This window comes from Marinobacter litoralis (assembly GCF_003336705.1).
GTDB classification, from domain to species: Bacteria; Pseudomonadota; Gammaproteobacteria; order Pseudomonadales; family Oleiphilaceae; genus Marinobacter; species Marinobacter litoralis.
Genome location: NZ_QMDL01000003.1, coordinates 107,666 through 126,058 on the forward strand (window position 1 = coordinate 107,666; position 18,393 = coordinate 126,058).

The 18,393-nt window shown below is 56.0% G+C and carries 16 protein-coding genes; 7 read left to right on the plus strand and 9 right to left on the minus strand.

The genetic code is table 11. From position 1 onward, the window contains the following. Positions 1–99: 99 nt before the first annotated feature. From DOQ08_RS10250 to lptM, 6 genes are read right to left on the minus strand one after another with little or no spacing between them, the layout of a single operon-like run. Positions 100–1,494: a GGDEF domain-containing protein gene (locus tag DOQ08_RS10250; protein WP_114334840.1), complete on the minus strand. Its 1,395-nt coding sequence runs from the start codon at positions 1,492–1,494 to the stop codon at positions 100–102. Between the two features lie 11 nt (positions 1,495–1,505). After that, the gene (gene xerC, locus DOQ08_RS10255) at positions 1,506–2,453 is read right to left on the minus strand and encodes a tyrosine recombinase XerC (protein WP_114335472.1); all 948 of its coding nucleotides are present in this window, start codon (positions 2,451–2,453) and stop codon (positions 1,506–1,508) included. Positions 2,454–2,476: 23 nt separating this feature from the next. Next, entirely contained in the window at positions 2,477–3,232 is a 756-nt protein-coding gene (locus DOQ08_RS10260; protein WP_114334841.1) for a DUF484 family protein, read from the minus strand. Between the two features lie 17 nt (positions 3,233–3,249). Continuing rightward, positions 3,250–4,164: a diaminopimelate epimerase gene (gene dapF / locus DOQ08_RS10265; protein WP_114335473.1), complete on the minus strand. Its 915-nt coding sequence runs from the start codon at positions 4,162–4,164 to the stop codon at positions 3,250–3,252. Positions 4,165–4,178: 14 nt separating this feature from the next. Further along, positions 4,179–5,429: a diaminopimelate decarboxylase gene (gene lysA, locus DOQ08_RS10270; protein ID WP_114334842.1), complete on the minus strand. Its 1,251-nt coding sequence runs from the start codon at positions 5,427–5,429 to the stop codon at positions 4,179–4,181. Positions 5,430–5,461: 32 nt separating this feature from the next. Then, the gene (lptM, locus tag DOQ08_RS10275; protein ID WP_227537597.1) at positions 5,462–5,653 is read right to left on the minus strand and encodes an LPS translocon maturation chaperone LptM; all 192 of its coding nucleotides are present in this window, start codon (positions 5,651–5,653) and stop codon (positions 5,462–5,464) included. Between the two features lie 218 nt (positions 5,654–5,871). Here lptM and DOQ08_RS10280 point away from each other — a divergent pair, with 218 nt between their 5' ends. After that, positions 5,872–8,316: an EAL domain-containing protein gene (locus DOQ08_RS10280; protein ID WP_114334843.1), complete on the plus strand. Its 2,445-nt coding sequence runs from the start codon at positions 5,872–5,874 to the stop codon at positions 8,314–8,316. A gap of 49 nt (positions 8,317–8,365) precedes the next feature. Here DOQ08_RS10280 and argH read toward each other — a convergent pair whose 3' ends face one another. Next, positions 8,366–9,772: an argininosuccinate lyase gene (gene argH, locus DOQ08_RS10285; protein ID WP_114334844.1), complete on the minus strand. Its 1,407-nt coding sequence runs from the start codon at positions 9,770–9,772 to the stop codon at positions 8,366–8,368. A 181-nt stretch (positions 9,773–9,953) separates the two neighbouring features. Between argH and DOQ08_RS10295 the strand changes: the two genes are divergently transcribed. The 6 genes from DOQ08_RS10295 (at position 9,954) to DOQ08_RS10320 (ending at position 15,889) form a co-directional block, all read left to right on the plus strand. Next, a complete protein-coding gene (locus tag DOQ08_RS10295; protein WP_114334846.1) occupies positions 9,954–10,934 on the plus strand; it encodes a sensor histidine kinase in 981 nt (326 codons plus the stop codon). 15 nt (positions 10,935–10,949) lie between these two features. Next, positions 10,950–11,705: a LytR/AlgR family response regulator transcription factor gene (locus DOQ08_RS10300; RefSeq protein ID WP_114334847.1), complete on the plus strand. Its 756-nt coding sequence runs from the start codon at positions 10,950–10,952 to the stop codon at positions 11,703–11,705. A 108-nt stretch (positions 11,706–11,813) separates the two neighbouring features. Further along, entirely contained in the window at positions 11,814–12,755 is a 942-nt protein-coding gene (hemC, locus tag DOQ08_RS10305; RefSeq protein WP_114334848.1) for a hydroxymethylbilane synthase, read from the plus strand. Next, entirely contained in the window at positions 12,736–13,539 is an 804-nt protein-coding gene (locus tag DOQ08_RS10310; protein ID WP_114334849.1) for a uroporphyrinogen-III synthase, read from the plus strand. Before hemC ends, DOQ08_RS10310 begins: the two co-directional genes overlap by 20 nt. 23 nt (positions 13,540–13,562) lie before the next feature. Then, complete coding sequence (locus tag DOQ08_RS10315) at positions 13,563–14,651, plus strand: uroporphyrinogen-III C-methyltransferase (RefSeq protein WP_114334850.1); 1,089 nt, start codon at positions 13,563–13,565, stop codon at positions 14,649–14,651. Beyond that, the gene (locus DOQ08_RS10320) at positions 14,648–15,889 is read left to right on the plus strand and encodes a heme biosynthesis HemY N-terminal domain-containing protein (protein WP_114334851.1); all 1,242 of its coding nucleotides are present in this window, start codon (positions 14,648–14,650) and stop codon (positions 15,887–15,889) included. Before DOQ08_RS10315 ends, DOQ08_RS10320 begins: the two co-directional genes overlap by 4 nt. Positions 15,890–15,893: 4 nt before the next feature. Here the strand turns inward: DOQ08_RS10320 and DOQ08_RS10325 are convergent, their stop codons facing one another. Then, positions 15,894–16,886, minus strand: coding sequence for a 2Fe-2S iron-sulfur cluster-binding protein (locus tag DOQ08_RS10325; protein WP_114334852.1), 993 nt, complete (start codon positions 16,884–16,886; stop codon positions 15,894–15,896). Positions 16,887–16,899: 13 nt separating this feature from the next. Then, entirely contained in the window at positions 16,900–18,387 is a 1,488-nt protein-coding gene (gene ubiD, locus DOQ08_RS10330) for a 4-hydroxy-3-polyprenylbenzoate decarboxylase (protein ID WP_114334853.1), read from the minus strand. Between the last annotated feature and the right edge of the window lie 6 nt (positions 18,388–18,393).

The window sequence follows — 18,393 nt, forward strand, 5'->3', positions numbered from 1 at the left end:
AGCTTGCGCCGCTGCGGTCGAGAAGCTTACCAACAGGAACAACACAAACTGGAGAAAAAACGTCACTGCACACCCTCATGGAGCCACCCTTGCGGCTCATTAATTTGCTACGACCCGATTCCGCCCCGTCGCTTTGGCTCGGTATAACGCCCGGTCAGCACGGTCAAAGGCTTGTTCCTCGCTATCACCCTGGCCAAACTGCGCCAGTCCGGAAGAAAACGTAATGCTGACCGGATTGCCGCCAAAATGAAATGGCAGTTTCTCGACATAGCCTCTCAGTTTATTCAACACCGAAACTGCTTCGTTCATGCTGGTTTCCGGTAACAGAAGCGCGAACTCTTCACCACCAATACGGGCAATGAAATCTGTGGCGCGCAAGCGCCCCTGAAGCTCACGGGCAACCAATTGCAGCACACGATCACCCGCTTTGTGACCGTAGGTATCGTTAATCCGTTTAAACAAATCGATATCGACAACCGATACGGTTAAGGGATGGCCATAACGCTGCCAACGGCTGTATTCGAAATGCAGCCGTTCTTGCCACGCCTCACGGTTTGGCAGTTGAGTTAGCAGGTCGGTCATAGCTCGGGCTCGTTCTCGCCGGATTTGCTCCTGCATGCGTGCGGAACTTGCCTCCATCGCCGCCATTTTCTGCTGCATGGACTCAAGTTGCTCCGCCATCATTCGTTCCCGTTGACTTTCTTTTGCTTTGAAACGCCCCAAAGCACTGCCAATCTGATCCAATCGCTGCCCTACAGAACGTTTCAAACTATCCAGATCGTCGCTGCTTCTGATGTCGTCACTAACCAAATCAATCTCGTGGCGGATTTCCTGGTCGAGAACCTCGGTATCATCTTTACGTGACGAATTAGACTCCGTCTGATACGAAAAATGCTCTCGCAGGGTTTCAAGACGATCATTGAGGCGCGTTAAAAAAGCCTCGAGTTCCCGTTGGTTTCGGGTAATTGCCAGAATCAGCAACTCTGAAACGGATTCAAGGCTTTCACGTAACGTGCTCCAATCAATACTGGAAAGCAACGTTTGCTGCAGCTCTTTAGCTTTAGTTTCCGCCTCTGGCTCGAGAGTGACCTGCGCCAACACTTGGCTGAGCAGTTGCCCCACCCGGCGGGCAATCAATAGGCGGTGATCCTGATCCGCAATATCAATACCATCATCAGTTTCAGCAGCTGGACACGGCTCAACCGGCGCCTTTTCAAAAGGTGCCGGTGCCTGTTCATCCAACAAAGCGATCTGGCGATCGATCTGGTCCTGCAAGTGGAGCCACTTCTCGGTATTCAGCGTTTTTCGGCGAAGATCGGCTCTCAGTTGATTTAACAGTCGATCTAATTCAGGCCGCTGGCCCTCGGAGGCGACACTGGTTCGTACCAGCATACGTTCTAGCAGGTCACGCTGTTCCTTGCATCGCTGCTCTTGCTGTTCTGCTTCTTTCAAAACCTGTTGGTATTTGTTCTTCCAGGATTGCTCCGATGCCATGCCGTGCTCCATTATTGGCTAGCTGAATCGCTGCCGGCAGAGTCGGGCGTACTGGCACCCGAACGCCGACGTGCCCGGGGGTGGCTTTGGTCATAAACCCGGGCAAGATGTTGAAAGTCCAAGTGAGTATAGACCTGAGTCGTGGCTATGTCCGCATGCCCCAACAATTCTTGCACCGCTCGCAAATCGCCACTGGACTCGAGCATATGACTGGCAAAAGAATGGCGTAGCATATGGGGATGCATACGCTGATCAGCCCCTTGTAGCCGTCCCCAACGTGCCAACCGCGCCTGAATACTGCGCTGACTTAAACGCCCGCCCCGCTGGCTGACAAACATGGCGGGCTCGCTACCTGCAACGAACTCTGCACGGCATTTAAGCCACCGGCGGACGGCAGCGGCGGCTTTCGCGCCCACCGGCAATACCCTTTCTTTACTGCCCTTACCCAAGACCTTGACCTCTCCACCGGCCAAGTCCAAAGCCCCCAAATTGAGGCCGGCCAATTCGGATAGCCGCAAACCGGAGGAATACATCAACTCAAACATGGCCAAATCTCGCACTTCGAGTGGGTCATCCGGATTAACCTCAAGCAACCGGTTCAGTTGATCCACATCGGCCACCTTGGGCAAACGGCGACCGCTTTTGGGAGCACGGATGTCCAGCGCGGGATTGTCTTTTGCCAGCCCTTCCCGAAGCAAAAACTGGTAAAAACGGCGAATAGAAGAGAGGTGTCGGGCAATGCTTCGCCCACCCAGTCCTTCTTTGCTCAGGTTGGCGACGTACCGGCGCACATCGTGACTTGTCACCGCCGCCCATTGGTCAATATCGACCGAGGTCAACCAGGCACAAAACCGGTGTAAGTCCCGGAGATAATGTTCGCAGGTGCGCGGGGAATGGCGTTTTTCGGAGGATAAATGAGTTGCAAAATCTGCCAGCGGCACAGAAAGCGCCTCTGGCATTCGATCTTCGGACCCGGTGCTGGTCACCCTTGGCCACTTTCCACTGTCAGCTCGGCCACTTTTGCCGCATCGGAACCGTGGCGTTTCAATACCGGCGGCAGCAAACGGCTGAGCGTGTCGCTGATGTAGCTCAAAAACAGCGAGCCCATGTTCTGGTCAAAATACCCGGATTCACAGCTACCGACCGCAAAAACACCCACCAACCCTTCGTAACGGAGCGGCACCAAAGCCACTGAAGCGATGGGCTCATCACGATCCGGAAACAGGAAAGCCCGCTCAGTCTCCCGGAACTGGCCGCACACCGCCCGGTCACCATCCAACAATGCGCCCAACCTTTGTTCCGCCTGACTTTTACCCACAATGTGCAGCGCGCCATGGGACTGGCCCAGTTTATTTACATCACCGAACAAGAGAATTGATGCCGCATCTAAGCCGAAATCACCTCGAATGCTGTCATCGATGGCCGAAGCCATGTCTTGCAGGTTCTTGGCCTCTATTACCTGCATCAGCAACCTCTTGCTCTTTTCGAACAATCGGTCGTTGTGGCGAGCGATGGATACCAACTCCATCATTTCGCTGCGCAAGGTATCTCGCTGTTCCCGGAACAGGTGAACCTGACGCTCAACCAACGAAATCGCGCGACCACTGTCGTGGGGCAAGGTTAAACTGCGCAGCAGTTCATCCTGATCGAGAAAGAAATCAGGGTTGGCGCGAAGGTACTCCGCAACCTGCTCCGAGGTAAGTTCGCCGGCCTTCTGGCGGGCCGTTTGTTCTGTCATCACGTTCTCCTGAACCGTCAGGCCCTGTTTTTATACGTTCTTGAGCTTTTCCGTCGGCGGGGCGGGGTGTCGCCCGGCAGCCGCAACTGGCCGTCAAAGACTGTTGTGGCAGGGCCTTCCATCATAACAGGGCTCCCTTCACCCTGCCATTCAATCACCAGAGGGCCACCTCTCAGCTCCACTGTCACCCGCTCATCAAGCAAACCGCGCAATCGGCCGGCTACCACGGCGGCGCAGGCGCCGCTGCCACAGGCCAGAGTTTCACCTGAACCACGTTCAAACACCCTCAAACGGGCATGACCGCGATCAATAATCTGCAGGAAACCAATGTTGGCCCTGGCCGGGAAGCGCGGGTGTTTTTCCAGCAAGGGTCCCAAGGTTGATACTGGCGCGGTATCGACATCTTCGACCACCAGAACCCCATGGGGGTTGCCCATGGACACTGCTGAAAGCTCCACCGTCTGCGCCTCAACATCAACGGTATACACTGTCTTCTCAGAATTGGCCGCAAAAGGAATAGCCGGCGGATTCAACTCCGGCACGCCCATATTCACCAGCACCTGGCCGTCTTTGCTGATTCGTAGCTCAATGATGCCCTTCGCGGTCTGTACCCGAATCACGCGTTTGTTGGTCAGCCGTTGATCCCGGACGAAGCGGGCAAAACACCGCGCTCCATTGCCACACTGTTCGACTTCCGAGCCGTCCGCGTTAAAAATACGATAACGGAAATCAACGTCCGGCAGCCCCGGTGGCTCAACCACCAACAACTGATCGAAACCAATGCCGAAATTCCGGTTAGCCAGTTCGCGAATCATCTCCGGATTCAGGCGAAACTGCTGACTGATGGCATCCACCACCATGAAGTCATTACCCAACCCGTGCATTTTGGTGAACCGAAGCAACGGGCCTTGGCCCCGCCTTTGCTGCGTCATCTCGGCCTCCCCACTCATTCTGGCAAGCAACTTTCCGGGGCCAACTGGTCATCCAGCGTTTCCCGGCGACGCACCACGTGCACCTGATCACCATCAACCATCAACTCTGGCGGACGGTTGCGCGTGTTGTAGTTAGAAGCCATCACAAATCCGTAGGCACCGGCTGACCGAACCGCCAGCAAATCGTTCGCCTTTAGGGTCAACGGGCGATCTTTTCCAAGGAAATCGCCGGTTTCGCAAACCGGTCCCACCAGATCCCAAATCTTTTCTTCGCCGTCGTTGTGGGGCTTCACCGGAACGATGGCCTGCCAGGCGCTGTAGAGTGCCGGACGAATCAGATCGTTCATAGCCGCATCGATAATCGCAAAGTTGCGATGTTCGGTGCACTTAAGGAATTCCACTTTGGTCACCAGAATACCGGCATTCGCCGCAATCGAACGACCGGGCTCCAGAATCAGTTCCAGTTCACGGTCACCCATACGCTCAGACAAGGCTTTCACGTATTCGGAGGGCTCAGGCGGTGTTTCCTGATCGTAGGTCACGCCCAGCCCACCACCCATGTCGAGGTGACGAATGTTGATGCCTTGCTCCGCCAGGGCATCCACCAACGCCAACACCCGGTCCAGTGCATCCAGAAACGGAGCGACGGTGGTCAGCTGTGATCCAATGTGACAATCCACCCCTTTGATATCCAGGTTCGGCAAAGTCGCCGCACGAGCGTAGACCTTCGGAGCTTCGGCGATATCAATGCCGAACTTGTTTTCTTTCAATCCGGTGGAAATGTAGGGGTGGGTTCCAGCATCCACATCCGGGTTCACCCGCAAGGAAACCGGCGCTTTCACGCCCAGTTCACCGGCCACCGCATTCAAGCGATCCAGTTCGGTATCAGACTCTACGTTAAAGCAACGAACACCGGCTTCCAGCGCCCGCTTCATTTCCCACTCTTGTTTACCCACACCCGAGAACACCACTTTGCTGGCATCGCCACCGGCCCGGAGCACTCGTTCCAACTCACCGGCCGAGACAATGTCAAAACCGGCACCAAGCCGAGCCAATACGTTCAGCACGGCCAGATTGCTATTGGCTTTTACGGCATAGCACACCAGATGCGGGCGATTGCTCAACGCGTCGTCGTAGGCGCGGTAGTGCCGTTCCAGAGTTGCACGTGAATACACGTAAGCCGGAGTACCGAACTGCTCGGCAATCCGAGCAACCGGAAGATCTTCGGCGTGGAGTTCGCCATCGCGGTAATTAAAATAATCCATTCTTTTCCTGAACTCGTTAGGTGAGGTAAATGTCAGCGCGACTTTTGCTGAGTGTCGCGGGCATCCGAGTCTATTGCCGGCTCTTTCGAGGCGGTGTCAGAAACGTCCACCGCCACCGGTGTTTCCCGGTACAGCGGGCCTTTCTGTCCGCAGCCACTCACGGCGAATATGGCTAGCAGCCACAATGCCGCATAGCCCAACCGAAGCGCTTTCATCGTCTGCATACATCTACCCTTGCGTGAATAATAGACGAAGTATACCCGAGTCCCGTCCCGTACCGCGAGGTCACAGCCTTATCAAAACAATGCTTTGAGCAAGAGGTTTTTTTCATCGGGATAGCCAGTATGATGAGACGTTTGTCGTAACTCAGCCGAACTATCATAAGAACACTCGGTTCCGGGCGGATTCCGGCACCGCCAGATCATCACGAGGCATCTGCGCTTTGAAAGAGTTCCTGATCCAACGCTATCGCCCCGACCCTTCCGGGCCCGCTATCCACCCGACGCTGCTCCGAGTGGCCGTTGACGGTCGCATTACTCATGCAGACAGACATGCAGAAGCCATGTTCGGATACGATGCCAGTGAACTCTCGCGCCTGTCCGTGCAACACATTCTGGCCTCCCGCCAGGATGACCCTTTCGCTCCGGCCCACCGCCATCGCTTGGCCGATGGTCAGACGGTATTGGTCACCTTCAAGCACAAAGAGGGCTTCTTCTTCACGGCATCACTTGGCTTGAGGCTCGAAACGCTGCCAAGCAATCCTGAAACCCGCGCCGCCATTTCGCAGATAGACAGCAAAAAAGTGGACAGCCGCTTGCTCTCGCTGGCTGAGCGCAGCGCAAACTTCGGCTTTTGGGAACTCGACGTGGCTTCCAATGACGTGTTTTGGTCTGAGGCCATGTACCGGTTACTTGAACTGCGCGTAAGCGCCAACCTTTCTCCAGAACAAGCGCTATTTTACTGCCAGTCCCATCAGAACCGGGTACGTGCGTTAATTCGCCGGTGCATGCGCTCCGGCCAAGCCTTCAGCATTGAGCTGCCCATCATGACCGATAAGCAACGGCTGGTGCGAGCCACATTAACCGGCCGCGCACTAAAAAGTGGCGGGCGTGTGCACCGAATAGGCGGGGTACTCGTCAACCATAGCTCTGCCATGCATCACGACGAGCAAAAACAACAGGCTCAGCGCCTGCTCGAAGCCATAGCAACCGCTACTCCTGATTTGGTGGTGGCGATCGACACGAACTTTAACTTGCTGCACTTCAATTCCGCTTGGGAACAACAATTCAGAACCGCCTTCGACCTGGAGCCGCAGTTAGGGGACAACTTGAAATCTTTGCTCAAGGATTTTCCCAATGAACGTCGCTTGATGGAAAGCTTGTGGCAGAAAGCGTTCGAACGCGATCACTTCGTCGCCGAGATGCCCCTGTTCAGTGACGGGGCATCGTCATCTTTATTCGAACTCCATTTTCAACGAATCCGCAACGACAACGGCGAAGTTTTCGGTGCCGTACGTATCGGCAAAGACATCAGCAGTCGGGTTCTGCAAAACAGCGGCGGCGATCATCGCATGCGGCATGATCCGATCACGGGGCTTATGAACCGCCGTGCTTTCAGCGTTCATCTTGAGCGTGCCATCAGCCATCGTCACAAACGCCAGCTGATCGACAGCCTGCTGTTTCTCGACATTGACGATTTTGACGGCTTTAGCAAGCTCGCCGACACGGGCACCTGCGACCGTTACCTGCGCGAATTGGCCAGCACATTGAATCTACGAGTACGAAAGCGTGACGCACTCGCACGCTTGGGCGGAGACACTTTTGCCCTGTTTATCGAAAACTGCCCGGAATCACGGGCGCGACGCATCGCCGATGAAGTCAGAGAACAAATCGCCCAGTTTCAATTCGAGTGGCAGGGAACTGTCCTTCAGACAACCGTCAGCGGCGGCTTGCTCGTCATTGACAAGGATGCCCCGGAACAACCCGATATTCTCCTGAGCCAAGCCGCGGATTTGTGCCACACAGCGAAAACCTCCGGCCGGGACCGGATTCACACCGCGCATGCCCTACCAACGGAAAAAGACAGTGACAGCGGGAGCGAACGGCGACTGCAACAGCTGCGCCAGGCACTGGATGACGAGGCTTTGGTGTTGGAATTTCAGGCACTGAAACCGGTGGCCAGCGTCACTTGGGGCGATCACATCGAAATACTGTGTCGCATTCCGGCTGGCCCGGACAACGACTTGCTCAAACCCGAACATTTTCTGCCGGTGGCCGAACGCTACGACCTGGCCAAAATGCTGGACCGGCAAGTGATCCGGCAAACCCTGGCTTGGCTGAGTCAGCACCGGTTACTGGTGCCACGCCTGAAATACTGCGGGTTCAACCTGTCTCTGGCATCGGTTCTGGATGACACTTTTACCGATTTTATGGAACAAGCCGTGGCTACAACGCCTTTTACCGCCGGTTGTTTTTGTCTGGAGATTCGCGAATCCCACGCGACGCGCTATCCCGACGAAGTTGCGGTTCTCTGTGATTCGCTGCACCAAATCGGATGCCGCGTGGCACTGGAAGGTGCAGGGGCCTCGGTGGAAAGCTACAGCCTGGCGGCCAATTTACCGGTCGATATCATCAAACTCGACAAGCGGGTTATGCATCAGCTTGAAAGTGATCCGGTGCAACAGATTATGGTGGATGCCCTGCACCGAATTGCCGAAACAACCGGCAAAGAAACCGTTGCGACGTTTATTGAGAACGACGAAACACTTCGCAAAGTGCGCTCGCTGGGCATTCATTTCGGACAGGGCTTCCGGCTGGCACGGCCGCAACCACTGGAAGACCTAACGCCCGCGGTGGTGGACTTAAGCACCGGGCGAATCGGGGGATAACAGAGTGCCGGCCGCTATGCGGGCCGGCACTCTGTTGAGCACTTACTCGTTACAGCGCTGCTCGGGCGCGGGCAACCGCTGCCAGAACCTGGTTCGGTGCGGTACCACCCAGGTGGTCACGAGCCTGTACCGAGCCTTCCAGCGTCAGCACATCAAACACGTCTTCGCCGATAACGTCAGAGAACTGCTGCAGTTCTTCCAGAGTCATTTCAGACAGGTCACGGTTTTCAGCAACACCAAACGCGACAGACTTACCGACAATTTCGTGGGCATCGCGGAACGGCACACCTTTTTTCACCAGGTAATCTGCCAGATCGGTCGCTGTAGAGAAACCGCGTTTAGCGGCTACCCGCATGTTGTCCGCTTTCGCTTTAATGGCCGGGACCATATCGGCATAAGCTTTCAAACAGCCCTTGATGGTATCCACGGTATCAAACAGCGGCTCTTTGTCTTCCTGATTGTCCTTGTTGTAGGCCAAAGGCTGGCTCTTCATCAGGGTCAACAGGCTGATCAAATGACCGTTCACCCGGCCAGTTTTGCCACGCACCAGTTCTGGTACGTCCGGGTTCTTCTTCTGGGGCATGATCGAAGAACCGGTGCAGAAACGGTCTGGAAGATCGATGAAATCGAACTGAGCCGATGTCCACAACACCAGCTCTTCGCTGAAGCGGGACAGGTGCGTCATCAACAAAGACGCAAAGCTGCAGAATTCGATGGCGAAATCCCGGTCACTGACGGAATCCAGCGAGTTTTCGGAGGCACGGTCAAAGCCCAGCAGCTCTGCCGTCATGTTGCGGTCGATTGGATAGGTGGTGCCAGCAAGCGCCGCCGCGCCCAATGGCATCACGTTCACACGCTTACGGCAGTCCTGTAGGCGCTCGGCATCCCGCACCAGCATTTCGTACCAAGCCAGAAGATGATGACCAAAAGTCACAGGCTGGGCCGTTTGCAGGTGGGTAAAGCCCGGCATGATGGTGGCGGCCTCACGCTCGGCCAGATCCAGCAGACCAGACCTCAGGCGTGTCAGCTCTTCTGCAATCACGTCAATTTCATCGCGCAGGTACAGACGGATATCGGTGGCCACCTGATCATTCCGGCTGCGGCCTGTGTGCAACTTTTTACCGGTAATACCGATGCGCTCGGTCAGTTTGGCTTCGATGTTCATGTGCACATCTTCAAGGCTCACCGACCACTCGAAACGACCGGCCTCGATGTCTTCTTTTACGCCCTTCAAGCCTTCGATGATCTGGTCACGCTCGGCATCGGTCAGCACACCCACCTTGGCCAGCATGGTGGCGTGAGCAATCGAGCCGGTAATATCATGGTGATAAAGACGCTGATCAAAACCCACCGACGCCGTGAAGCGCTCGACGAAAGCGTCCGTCGGCTCACTGAAGCGGCCGCCCCAAGGTTTTTCGGAGGATGTGGTCTGGTCAGGTTTTTTCTGATCCGTCATGGTCTATCTTTCCTGCTGATAGCCCGGCATCATCAGGCCGGCCGTGGGTAAATGAAATTTTGGGCAGTATAACATTCCGACCCGGGTTAAGGAGACTTCCCTGAAACCGAGCAACACCTCACCCGTTTCCAGCACTGCTAATTTTTTCGTACCCGACTTATGCCGGGTAAGAGCCGTGTTCATGTTGCTTGTTACCAGCGAGTTGCTGGTGTTGGTGCTCGCGATTGTGCAAGCCGAAAGCACCTGGATCGACTGGAACTATTTCGGACTGCTGTCGCTATTCGTGCAATGGACCACGCTCACCAGCACTGCACTGATCTGTTCACTTCGGCCCTGGCTAGCCCGCCGTAGCGTGGCCCATGCTACGTTCGTCATCGTCAGTATAGTGCTGCTCGACGTGCTGGCTTTCAGCCTGTTCGCCGACACTGTTCTGAACCCGAAGCAAGCGCTCACGCCCTGGCAAAGCATTGCCAAAAAACTGCTACTGGCGCTGCTGATCTCGCTCATGGTACTCCGGTATTTCTATCTGCAATACCAGTGGCAACAGCAAACCGAAGCCGAGATGCAGGCCAGGCTCACCTCGCTGCAGGCCAGAATCCAACCCCACTTTCTATTCAATAGCATGAACACCATTGCGAGCCTGATCGCCAGCAGTCCGGAGCGGGCGGAAGAGGCCGTACTCGATTTGTCAGAGCTTTTTCGCGCCAGCTTACGCACCGACGACCAGTTGGTGCCTCTTAAACGAGAGCTGGAGCTCAGCAAACGCTATCTGGCCATCGAAGCATTAAGATTGGGGGATCGGCTCAATCTTGAGTGGCAGATACAAACCGGCCTGGAGCAGCAGGCCATCCCCCCGCTTACCTTGCAGCCACTGGTTGAAAATGCCATTTACCATGGTATCCAACCCCGGGCGGCCGGAGGCACCGTTCGCATTGAAGCCTACGCAAAGGGTAATTTCGTGTATTTGATGGTGCAGAATCCCAAACCAGATACCGAGCAGCAACAACACCAAGGTAATCGGGTCGCCCTTGCCAATACGCGGGCCAGACTGCAAGCACTGTTTGGCGAACCTGCCATACTCAAACAGAGCCAGCAGGGCGATACCTATACCGTAACGCTGCGTTTGCCGCGCCGGACAGCTAACCAACAGAGCCAACGATAAAGATATAAGGTCATCATGAGTACAGCACCACAACGCATTCTCATCGCTGACGACGAACCCCTTGCCCGTCAGCGCATCCAGCGATTGCTGGAGGCACACGATGGCTATCAGGTCTGTGGCGAAGCATCCGACGGTAACGATACGCTGCTCAAAGTAGCCGAACTTGATCCTGACATCGTATTACTGGACATTCGCATGCCAGGGCTGGACGGCATGCAAACGGCCGAAAAACTCAGCCAATTGAACAACCCGCCGGCCGTCATTTTCTGCACCGCGTATGATCATTACGCCATTCAGGCCTTTGAGGTACACGCCGTCGCCTACTTGCTAAAACCTGTGCGGCGCGAGGCTCTGGCGGATGCGCTGGCCAGAGCGGGGAAAATCAACCGGGTGCAGCTGCAGGCGTTAAACCGCGAAGCGGAAACAACAGGTGAGCAACTTGCTGTTCGCACCCATCGCGGCACTGAATTGATCGAGTTAGCGGACATTCATTACTGCGAAGCGGATCAGAAGTACGTCACCCTTCACCATAGCCGCGGTGAAACCGTCTGTGACTACACCCTGAAAGAACTCGAGCAGGCTTACCCCGAGCAGCTATTGCGCATCCACCGGCACACACTGGTGGGCGCGCGCTATATTCAGGCACTGCGGCGAACCGGCGACGGCCAGAACGAGTTGGAACTACGCGGTGTGGCCAGCCGACTCGCGGTCAGCCGCAGGCACGCCAGTTCGGTGCGCCAGTGGCTGCAGGAGCATCAACCCTCCCCCTGACGGGGTGCTCGAACTATCCAAAAGAGGTACATCCAGGCACCTTACGGGACTTTTCTAATCTCTCAAGGTAACCTTGTAGATACATTTTTCTCAACGACAGTGAGTGCAATGTCCAAACGTATTCTTCGCATCGCAACCCGCAGCAGTGCCCTGGCATTGTGGCAGGCAGAATTCATCAAGTCCGAACTGGAAAGGCTTCACAGCCATATCACCGTCGAACTGATCAAAATCAAAACCCAAGGCGACAAAATTCTGGATGTGCCTTTGGCAAAGATTGGTGGTAAGGGCCTGTTCGTCAAAGAGCTGGAAGAAGCCATGCTGGATGGCCGTGCTGATCTGGCCGTGCACTCGATGAAAGACGTACCCATGGCATTTCCGGAAGGGCTTGGGCTGGTTGCCATTTGTGAGCGTGAAGACCCAACAGATGCCTTCATCAGCAACCACTACGCCAACATTGACGAGCTGCCTGCCGGAGCTGTAGTGGGTACCGCCAGCTTGCGCCGGGAAGCTCAAATCCGCGCCAACCGCCCGGATCTCGAAATCAAAGTGCTTCGGGGCAACGTCAACACCCGCTTGGCCAAACTTGATGCTGGCGACTACGACGCCATCATTCTGGCGAGTTCCGGCTTGAAGCGTTTGGGCTTCAGTGACCGCATCCGTTACTGCTTGCCGGACACCTTCTGCCTACCCGCAGTCGGTCAGGGCGCCCTCGGTATCGAATGCAGGCTGAACGATGACGAATTGCGAGACATGCTGGCGCCGCTGAATCACGCAGATTCAGCAGACCGGGTTAAAGCGGAACGCGCCATGAACCGCCGCCTTGAAGGCGGCTGTCAGGTACCAATCGCGGCGTACGCCCTGCTGGAAGACGATGACACCTTGTGGCTTCGAGGCCTGGTAGGGTCGGTTGATGGCACCCAAATCCTTCGTGTTGAAGGCCGGGCACCAAGAGCCGAAGGCGAACGTCTGGGCCGGGAGCTGGCTGAACAGCTGCTAGGCATGGGAGCCGATAAAGTTTTGGCTGAAGTGTATGGCCACACCCCAACCTGACGGACAACAGGATCGGCCAAACCTGATTGGCCGACGAGTCCTCATTTGCCGACCGGAACCGGAAGCGTCACGCCTTGCTGAAGCTTTCCGGGCCGCCGGCGCGGAATGCCGAACCATGCCGTTGCTGGTTCGGGAACCCCTGCCCGAGACACCTGAACAGCGAACGCTGCTGCAGGAACTGGATAACTTCAGCCATGTCATTGCCGTAAGCCCTTTTGCGGCGAACCTGTTACTCGATCACATTGACAACTGGTGGCCTCAAATTCCGCTAGGCCTTCAATGGTACGGCGTAGGGTCGGGGACATCTTCTGTCTTTGCCCGTCACGGATTGAAAGCACGCCAGCCCAAACAAGGCTGGACCAGCGAAGCGTTGCTTGAGCTTCCGTCGCTGCAAAGTCTGGCCGGAGACAAGGTTTTATTGGCCCGAGGCGAGCAAGGCCGTGAGCTAATTCGCCAGACTCTGGAGCAACGGGGCGCGAAAGTCTCCGTTATGCCACTGTACCGACGGGCTCAGCCGTACTATCCTCCAGAACAGGTAGACGAGATTTTTGGCGATTTCCGGCCTGAAGTGGTCATTGCGCTTTCCGGAGAAACCCTGAACAATCTCAATGCACTTGCGCCTGATTACCACGCCAGCTTGCACCGCATTCTGGTGGTGGTGCCGGCCGAACGAGTAGCTCGGCAGGCCGAGGAATCCGGATTCCAAAACCTGATGGTTCCCGACGGTCTGGACGATCAAAATCTGGTAATCAGCGTCGCGTCGACGCTTGCAGCGAAACGCTAACAACAACGGATAACCGAGTAAGGATGCCCGTGACTGAGACAACGAACCAATTGCCCGCCCCGGTTGAAGAAACCGACGCCCAAAAACCGCGCCTTTGGCCTGTCTGGATCATCGCCATCGTCGCCTTGGTCTTGGTGATCTTGCTTGCTTTGTGGAACTGGCAGCAATGGAACCGGCAAAACACCAGCCTGCAAGCCCTTCAGGATCTGAAACAAGACACCGAGCAACTTGAAAACCTCTACGGCAGTCGTGGCAGCGAGCAAAGCCAGCGCATTCAAACACTCGAAAACAAACTGGCCGAACAGCGTGAATTGATCGCCACTCAGCAACGGCAGATTGATCACAACGCCCGGGAACTACTGGAAGCCGGCAATCGCACCCGCACGGACTGGTTATTGGCGGAAGCCGAATACCTGCTGCGCGTAGGCAACCAGCGTTTGATGATCGAAAAAGACATTCGCGGCGCGCTCTCTGCTCTGGAATCCGCCGATGAGGTGCTGGCGGAATCCGATGACATCGGTGTGTATCCGGTTCGCGAGCAACTGGCCAAGGAAATCCTGGCGCTCAAGAGCATTCAGGGCGTTGATCGTACCGGCTTGTACCTGAAGCTTGAAGCGGCCATTGCCAGCGTGAACGAGCTGACAACCCAAGCACTGATTCACGATCAGGCACCGGGTTTCAACATGACCGAAGACACCAACGCCCCTGAAGATGGCAGCAACATGTTTACCCGCGGCTGGAACCGCTTCTTGAGCACGTTAAAAGACGTCGTTGTGGTGCGCCGAATGGATGAAACGATCAAGCCTTTGATGTCTCCGGACCAAAGCGCCTGGGCCCGGCTGAACCTGCAGCTCATGCTGGAAGAAGCTGAAATGGCGGTCCTTCGGGGCAACCAAACACTGTACGAACGCGCCCTCGACAAAGCCAGACGCACCGTCAGTGAATGGTACGATTCAAGCAACCCGGCCGTTAAAGGTTTGTCCGACATCCTTACTGAACTGGCCGACAAGCACGTTGACCCGAAGTTGCCGGATGTCAGCCAATCGCTCAGCTTGCTTAAAGAGCGCCTCGCGGGCCGACTGGCGACCGACAGCGAGGGTAAAGATTCATGATTGTCCTGCTGCTGATCATTCTAGGTGCGCTGCTGATTGGAACAGGTCTGTCGCTTGGTCTGGCCTACGATTTAGGCTACATCCGAATTAGCTTGGGCAACTATCTGATCGAAACCAATTTCTGGGTCGGATTGGCGCTGATTGTTTTGCTGGTTATTGTCAGCCTGCTTGTGATCAATACCATCAAGCGCTTCCGCAGAGGCACCAGCCTGATGGCAACCTGGATTAGCCGGGGCCATGAACGCCGCGCCAGACGTCGCACCACCAAAGGGCTACTGTCTTTGGCAGAGGGCAACTGGCCAAGAGCCCGTAAACTGCTGTCCAGTGCAGCAAGTCATGCCGACACTCCCCTGATCAACTATCTGGCGGCTGCCCAGGCAGCCTCGGAAACCGGCGATCATGAAGGCGCTGATGAATTGTTGCGACTTGCCTTTGAAAGCACGCCGGGCTCCAGCCTTGCCGTTGGCATCACACAAGCCCAGCTGCAGCTATCCGCCAACCGTTTGGAGCAGGCACTGGCGACACTGCTTCGCCTGCGCAAAGAAGCACCCCACCATCCTTTCGTATTAAAGCTGCTGAAAACCACCTACCTGCGACTGGAAGACTGGAAAGAACTTTCCAAGTTGGTGCCGGAACTGCGCAAGCGCAGCGTGCTGACCGAGCGAGAGCTGGACGACCTGGAGCGTGAGGTTTGGAAGAACTTGCTGGAACGTGCGGCTGAAGATTGCGAACGCAAACGTGAGAACGATCCGGAAGCGTCTTTAGAGCCCCTCACCCGCTTGTGGGACGAGCTGCCTCGCTTCGTGCGCCGGGACGAACACACCATTCATGACTACGCACGATTGCTCGCGCGATTGGGCGATGAAGAGCAAGCCGAAACCCTGCTGCGCAAGGTGCTTAGAAACCACTGGAGCGACGAGTTGATCAATCTCTACGGGCGACTGGAAGGCAGCGACCCCGAAGTACAGCTACTCACCGCAGAACAATGGTACAAAGACCGTCCCAACAACCCGCAATTGTTGCTGGCATTGGGGCGTTTGAGCCTGCGAAATCAGCTGTGGGGGAAAGCTAAAGAGTACTTTACCGCCAGCCTGAAGCTGAAGCGGGATCGTGAGACCATGGCCGAGTTGAGCCGACTGAATGCCCATATGGGCGAAGAAGAAAGCAGCGTAAAACTGATCATGCAAGAACTTGAATCAGACAACGCCCTGCCCGAGTTACCCATGCCCAAGGCCTGATTTATCAGGCCCTTGGGGCATACTCCAGAACATCCGATAAGAAATCCTGCTCGGAAAGCCCTGCCTCTACCAACGCATCCATCAGGGAGTACACCATCGTCGGTGAGCCGCTGGCGTGCACTTCTACCGAGCGCCAGTCGATACCCGTTGCAAGCACCGCACGAACCAACTGGTCGTGGTGGCCACCCCAGTCGTTATCTTCATCATCGCCGACCACCGGCATAAAGGTGAAGGCATCCCACTCGTCGTGCCAGCGCTGAGCCAGAGAGCGGAGGTACATATCTTCGTGTTTACGAACGCCCCAGAACAACTTGATGCTATGACTGAAGTTGGTTTCTTTCAGGTACTCCACCAAGCTCTTCATCTGCGCAAAGCCGGTGCCCGCGGCTACAAGCACCAACGGTTTATCCGGCGCGGCCGCCAGGCACGCCTTACCGTGAGGCAACTGCACCGAGACATCTTCTCCTGATGTCAGCGCATCGATCACCTTCTGTGCGGAAACCCACTCAGGCGTGGCCTGAATATGCAGAACGATGTTTTCCGCCGAAGGGCTGCTGGCAATCGAAAAGTAACAGGGATCTGCGTCTGGCAGGTTAACCGATAAGTACTGACCGGCATGGAAGCTCACATCCCGGCGCCGGGGCAACTTCAACTCTACCCGGTATACGTCGTGGTTGATGGAGCTTACGTCCACCACCTTGGCTTGATATATACGGGGCTGATGATTTCCTGTTGCCATAACGGCGGGTATCTCCAATTCGATATCGGAGAGGGCCTGAGTCCGACACATCATCAGGCGCCCTCCGGTTAGTATGTGTTGCTGGTTCCGGGTATTCAAAGCTTGCCCGCTAACCAGCCGGGCTTCGCAGATTTCACAAACGCCGTTGCGGCATGCCGCCGGTGCCTGAATACCCGCTGCTGCGGCTGCCGAAAGCAAGTCATCGGTGCGGTTTACCGGATAACTCAGACCTGCCGGGTGCAAGCGAACGCAATGCACGGATGCTACCCCCTCATTTTGGGGACTTATCCGGAATTTCAATCCCCAGGCTGTCCCACATGTCGTCCACCCGCTGCTTCACCTCGTCGGTCATGGTGATGGCGACGCCCCATTCGCGATCGGTTTCACCCGGCCATTTGTTGGTCGCATCCAGCCCCATTTTGGAGCCAAGCCCAGAGACCGGCGAGGCAAAATCCAGATAATCGATCGGCGTACTGTCGACCAGCGTGGTGTCCCGGGTCGGATCCATGCGGGTCGTCATCGCCCAGATCACGTCTTCCCAACTCCGAGCGTTCACATCGTCATCAGTGACGATCACAAACTTGGTGTACATGAACTGCCGCAAAAACGACCATACGCCCATCATTACCCGCTTGGCATGGCCGGGGTACTGTTTTTTCATGGTAACAATGGCTAGCCGATAGGAGCAGCCTTCCGGCGGCAGATAGAAATCGACGATTTCCGGGAATTGCTTCTGCAGAATCGGAATAAACACTTCGTTCAAAGCCACGCCCAAGACCGCTGGCTCATCAGGCGGACGGCCTGTGTAGGTACTGTGGTAGATCGGGTCTTTACGGTGGGTGATGCGCTCAACGGTAAACACCGGGAACTCATCTACTTCGTTGTAATAGCCGGTGTGGTCCCCAAACGGCCCTTCTGGCGCCGTGTCATCGGGATAAATAAAACCTTCCAGCACGATCTCGGCACTGGCCGGCACTTGCAGATCACTGAGCCCGGCATTCACCAGTTCGGTACGTGAACCGCGTAACAGACCCGCAAAAGCGTATTCTGACAGGCTATCCGGCACCGGCGTTACTGCGCCGAGAATGGTGGCCGGGTCGGCCCCCAAGGCAACCGCGACCGGGTAGGGTTTATCAGGGTTCGCTTTGCGGAATTCCTGATAATCCAACGCACCCCCGCGGTGGCTGAGCCAGCGCATGATCAGACGATTGCGGCCGATGACCTGCTGCCGGTAGATGCCCAGATTCTGGCGTTCTTTATTGGGGCCACGGGTAATCACAAGCGGCCAGGTCACCAGAGGGCCGGCATCCCCGGGCCAGCAGTGCTGAACCGGAATCTGGTAGAGATCGACTTTATCTTTCTCGATCACCACCTCTTGGCAAGGCGCGGAGCGCAGCACTTTCGGGCTCATGCGCATGACTTGCTTGAAGATGGGTAACTTTTCCAGAGCGTCTTTGAAGCCCTTTGGGGGATCCGGCTCTTTTAAGAATGCCAGCAACTTGCCAACTTCACGCAGAGCCGTGACATCGTCCTGCCCCATGCCCAAAGCAACCCGTCTGGGCGTGCCGAACAGGTTAGCCAGCACCGGCATGTCATAGCCTTTGGGATTTTCAAACAACAACGCTGGGCCACCTGCCCGCAAGGTGCGGTCGCAGATTTCGGTCATTTCCAGGTGGGGGTCAACTTCTACGCTGATGCGCTTTAGCTCGCCCAGTTTTTCCAGCTGGGCAATGAAGTCTCTCAGGTCGTTGTATTTCATCTTATG

Bases quoted from the DNA above. Each gene is read 5' to 3' on its own strand.
- DOQ08_RS10250 (WP_114334840.1), bottom strand. From the start codon at position 1,494: ATGGCATCGGAGCAATCCTGGAAGAACAAATACCAACAGGTTTTGAAA.
- xerC (WP_114335472.1), bottom strand. From the start codon at position 2,453: ATGCCAGAGGCGCTTTCTGTGCCGCTGGCAGATTTTGCAACTCATTTA.
- DOQ08_RS10260 (WP_114334841.1), bottom strand. From the start codon at position 3,232: ATGACAGAACAAACGGCCCGCCAGAAGGCCGGCGAACTTACCTCGGAG.
- dapF (WP_114335473.1), bottom strand. From the start codon at position 4,164: ATGACGCAGCAAAGGCGGGGCCAAGGCCCGTTGCTTCGGTTCACCAAA.
- lysA (WP_114334842.1), bottom strand. From the start codon at position 5,429: ATGGATTATTTTAATTACCGCGATGGCGAACTCCACGCCGAAGATCTT.
- lptM (WP_227537597.1), bottom strand. From the start codon at position 5,653: ATGCAGACGATGAAAGCGCTTCGGTTGGGCTATGCGGCATTGTGGCTG.
- argH (WP_114334844.1), bottom strand. From the start codon at position 9,772: ATGACGGATCAGAAAAAACCTGACCAGACCACATCCTCCGAAAAACCT.
- DOQ08_RS10295 (WP_114334846.1), top strand. From the start codon at position 9,954: ATGTTGCTTGTTACCAGCGAGTTGCTGGTGTTGGTGCTCGCGATTGTG.
- DOQ08_RS10300 (WP_114334847.1), top strand. From the start codon at position 10,950: ATGAGTACAGCACCACAACGCATTCTCATCGCTGACGACGAACCCCTT.
- hemC (WP_114334848.1), top strand. From the start codon at position 11,814: ATGTCCAAACGTATTCTTCGCATCGCAACCCGCAGCAGTGCCCTGGCA.
- DOQ08_RS10310 (WP_114334849.1), top strand. From the start codon at position 12,736: ATGGCCACACCCCAACCTGACGGACAACAGGATCGGCCAAACCTGATT.
- DOQ08_RS10315 (WP_114334850.1), top strand. From the start codon at position 13,563: ATGCCCGTGACTGAGACAACGAACCAATTGCCCGCCCCGGTTGAAGAA.
- DOQ08_RS10320 (WP_114334851.1), top strand. From the start codon at position 14,648: ATGATTGTCCTGCTGCTGATCATTCTAGGTGCGCTGCTGATTGGAACA.
- ubiD (WP_114334853.1), bottom strand. From the start codon at position 18,387: ATGAAATACAACGACCTGAGAGACTTCATTGCCCAGCTGGAAAAACTG.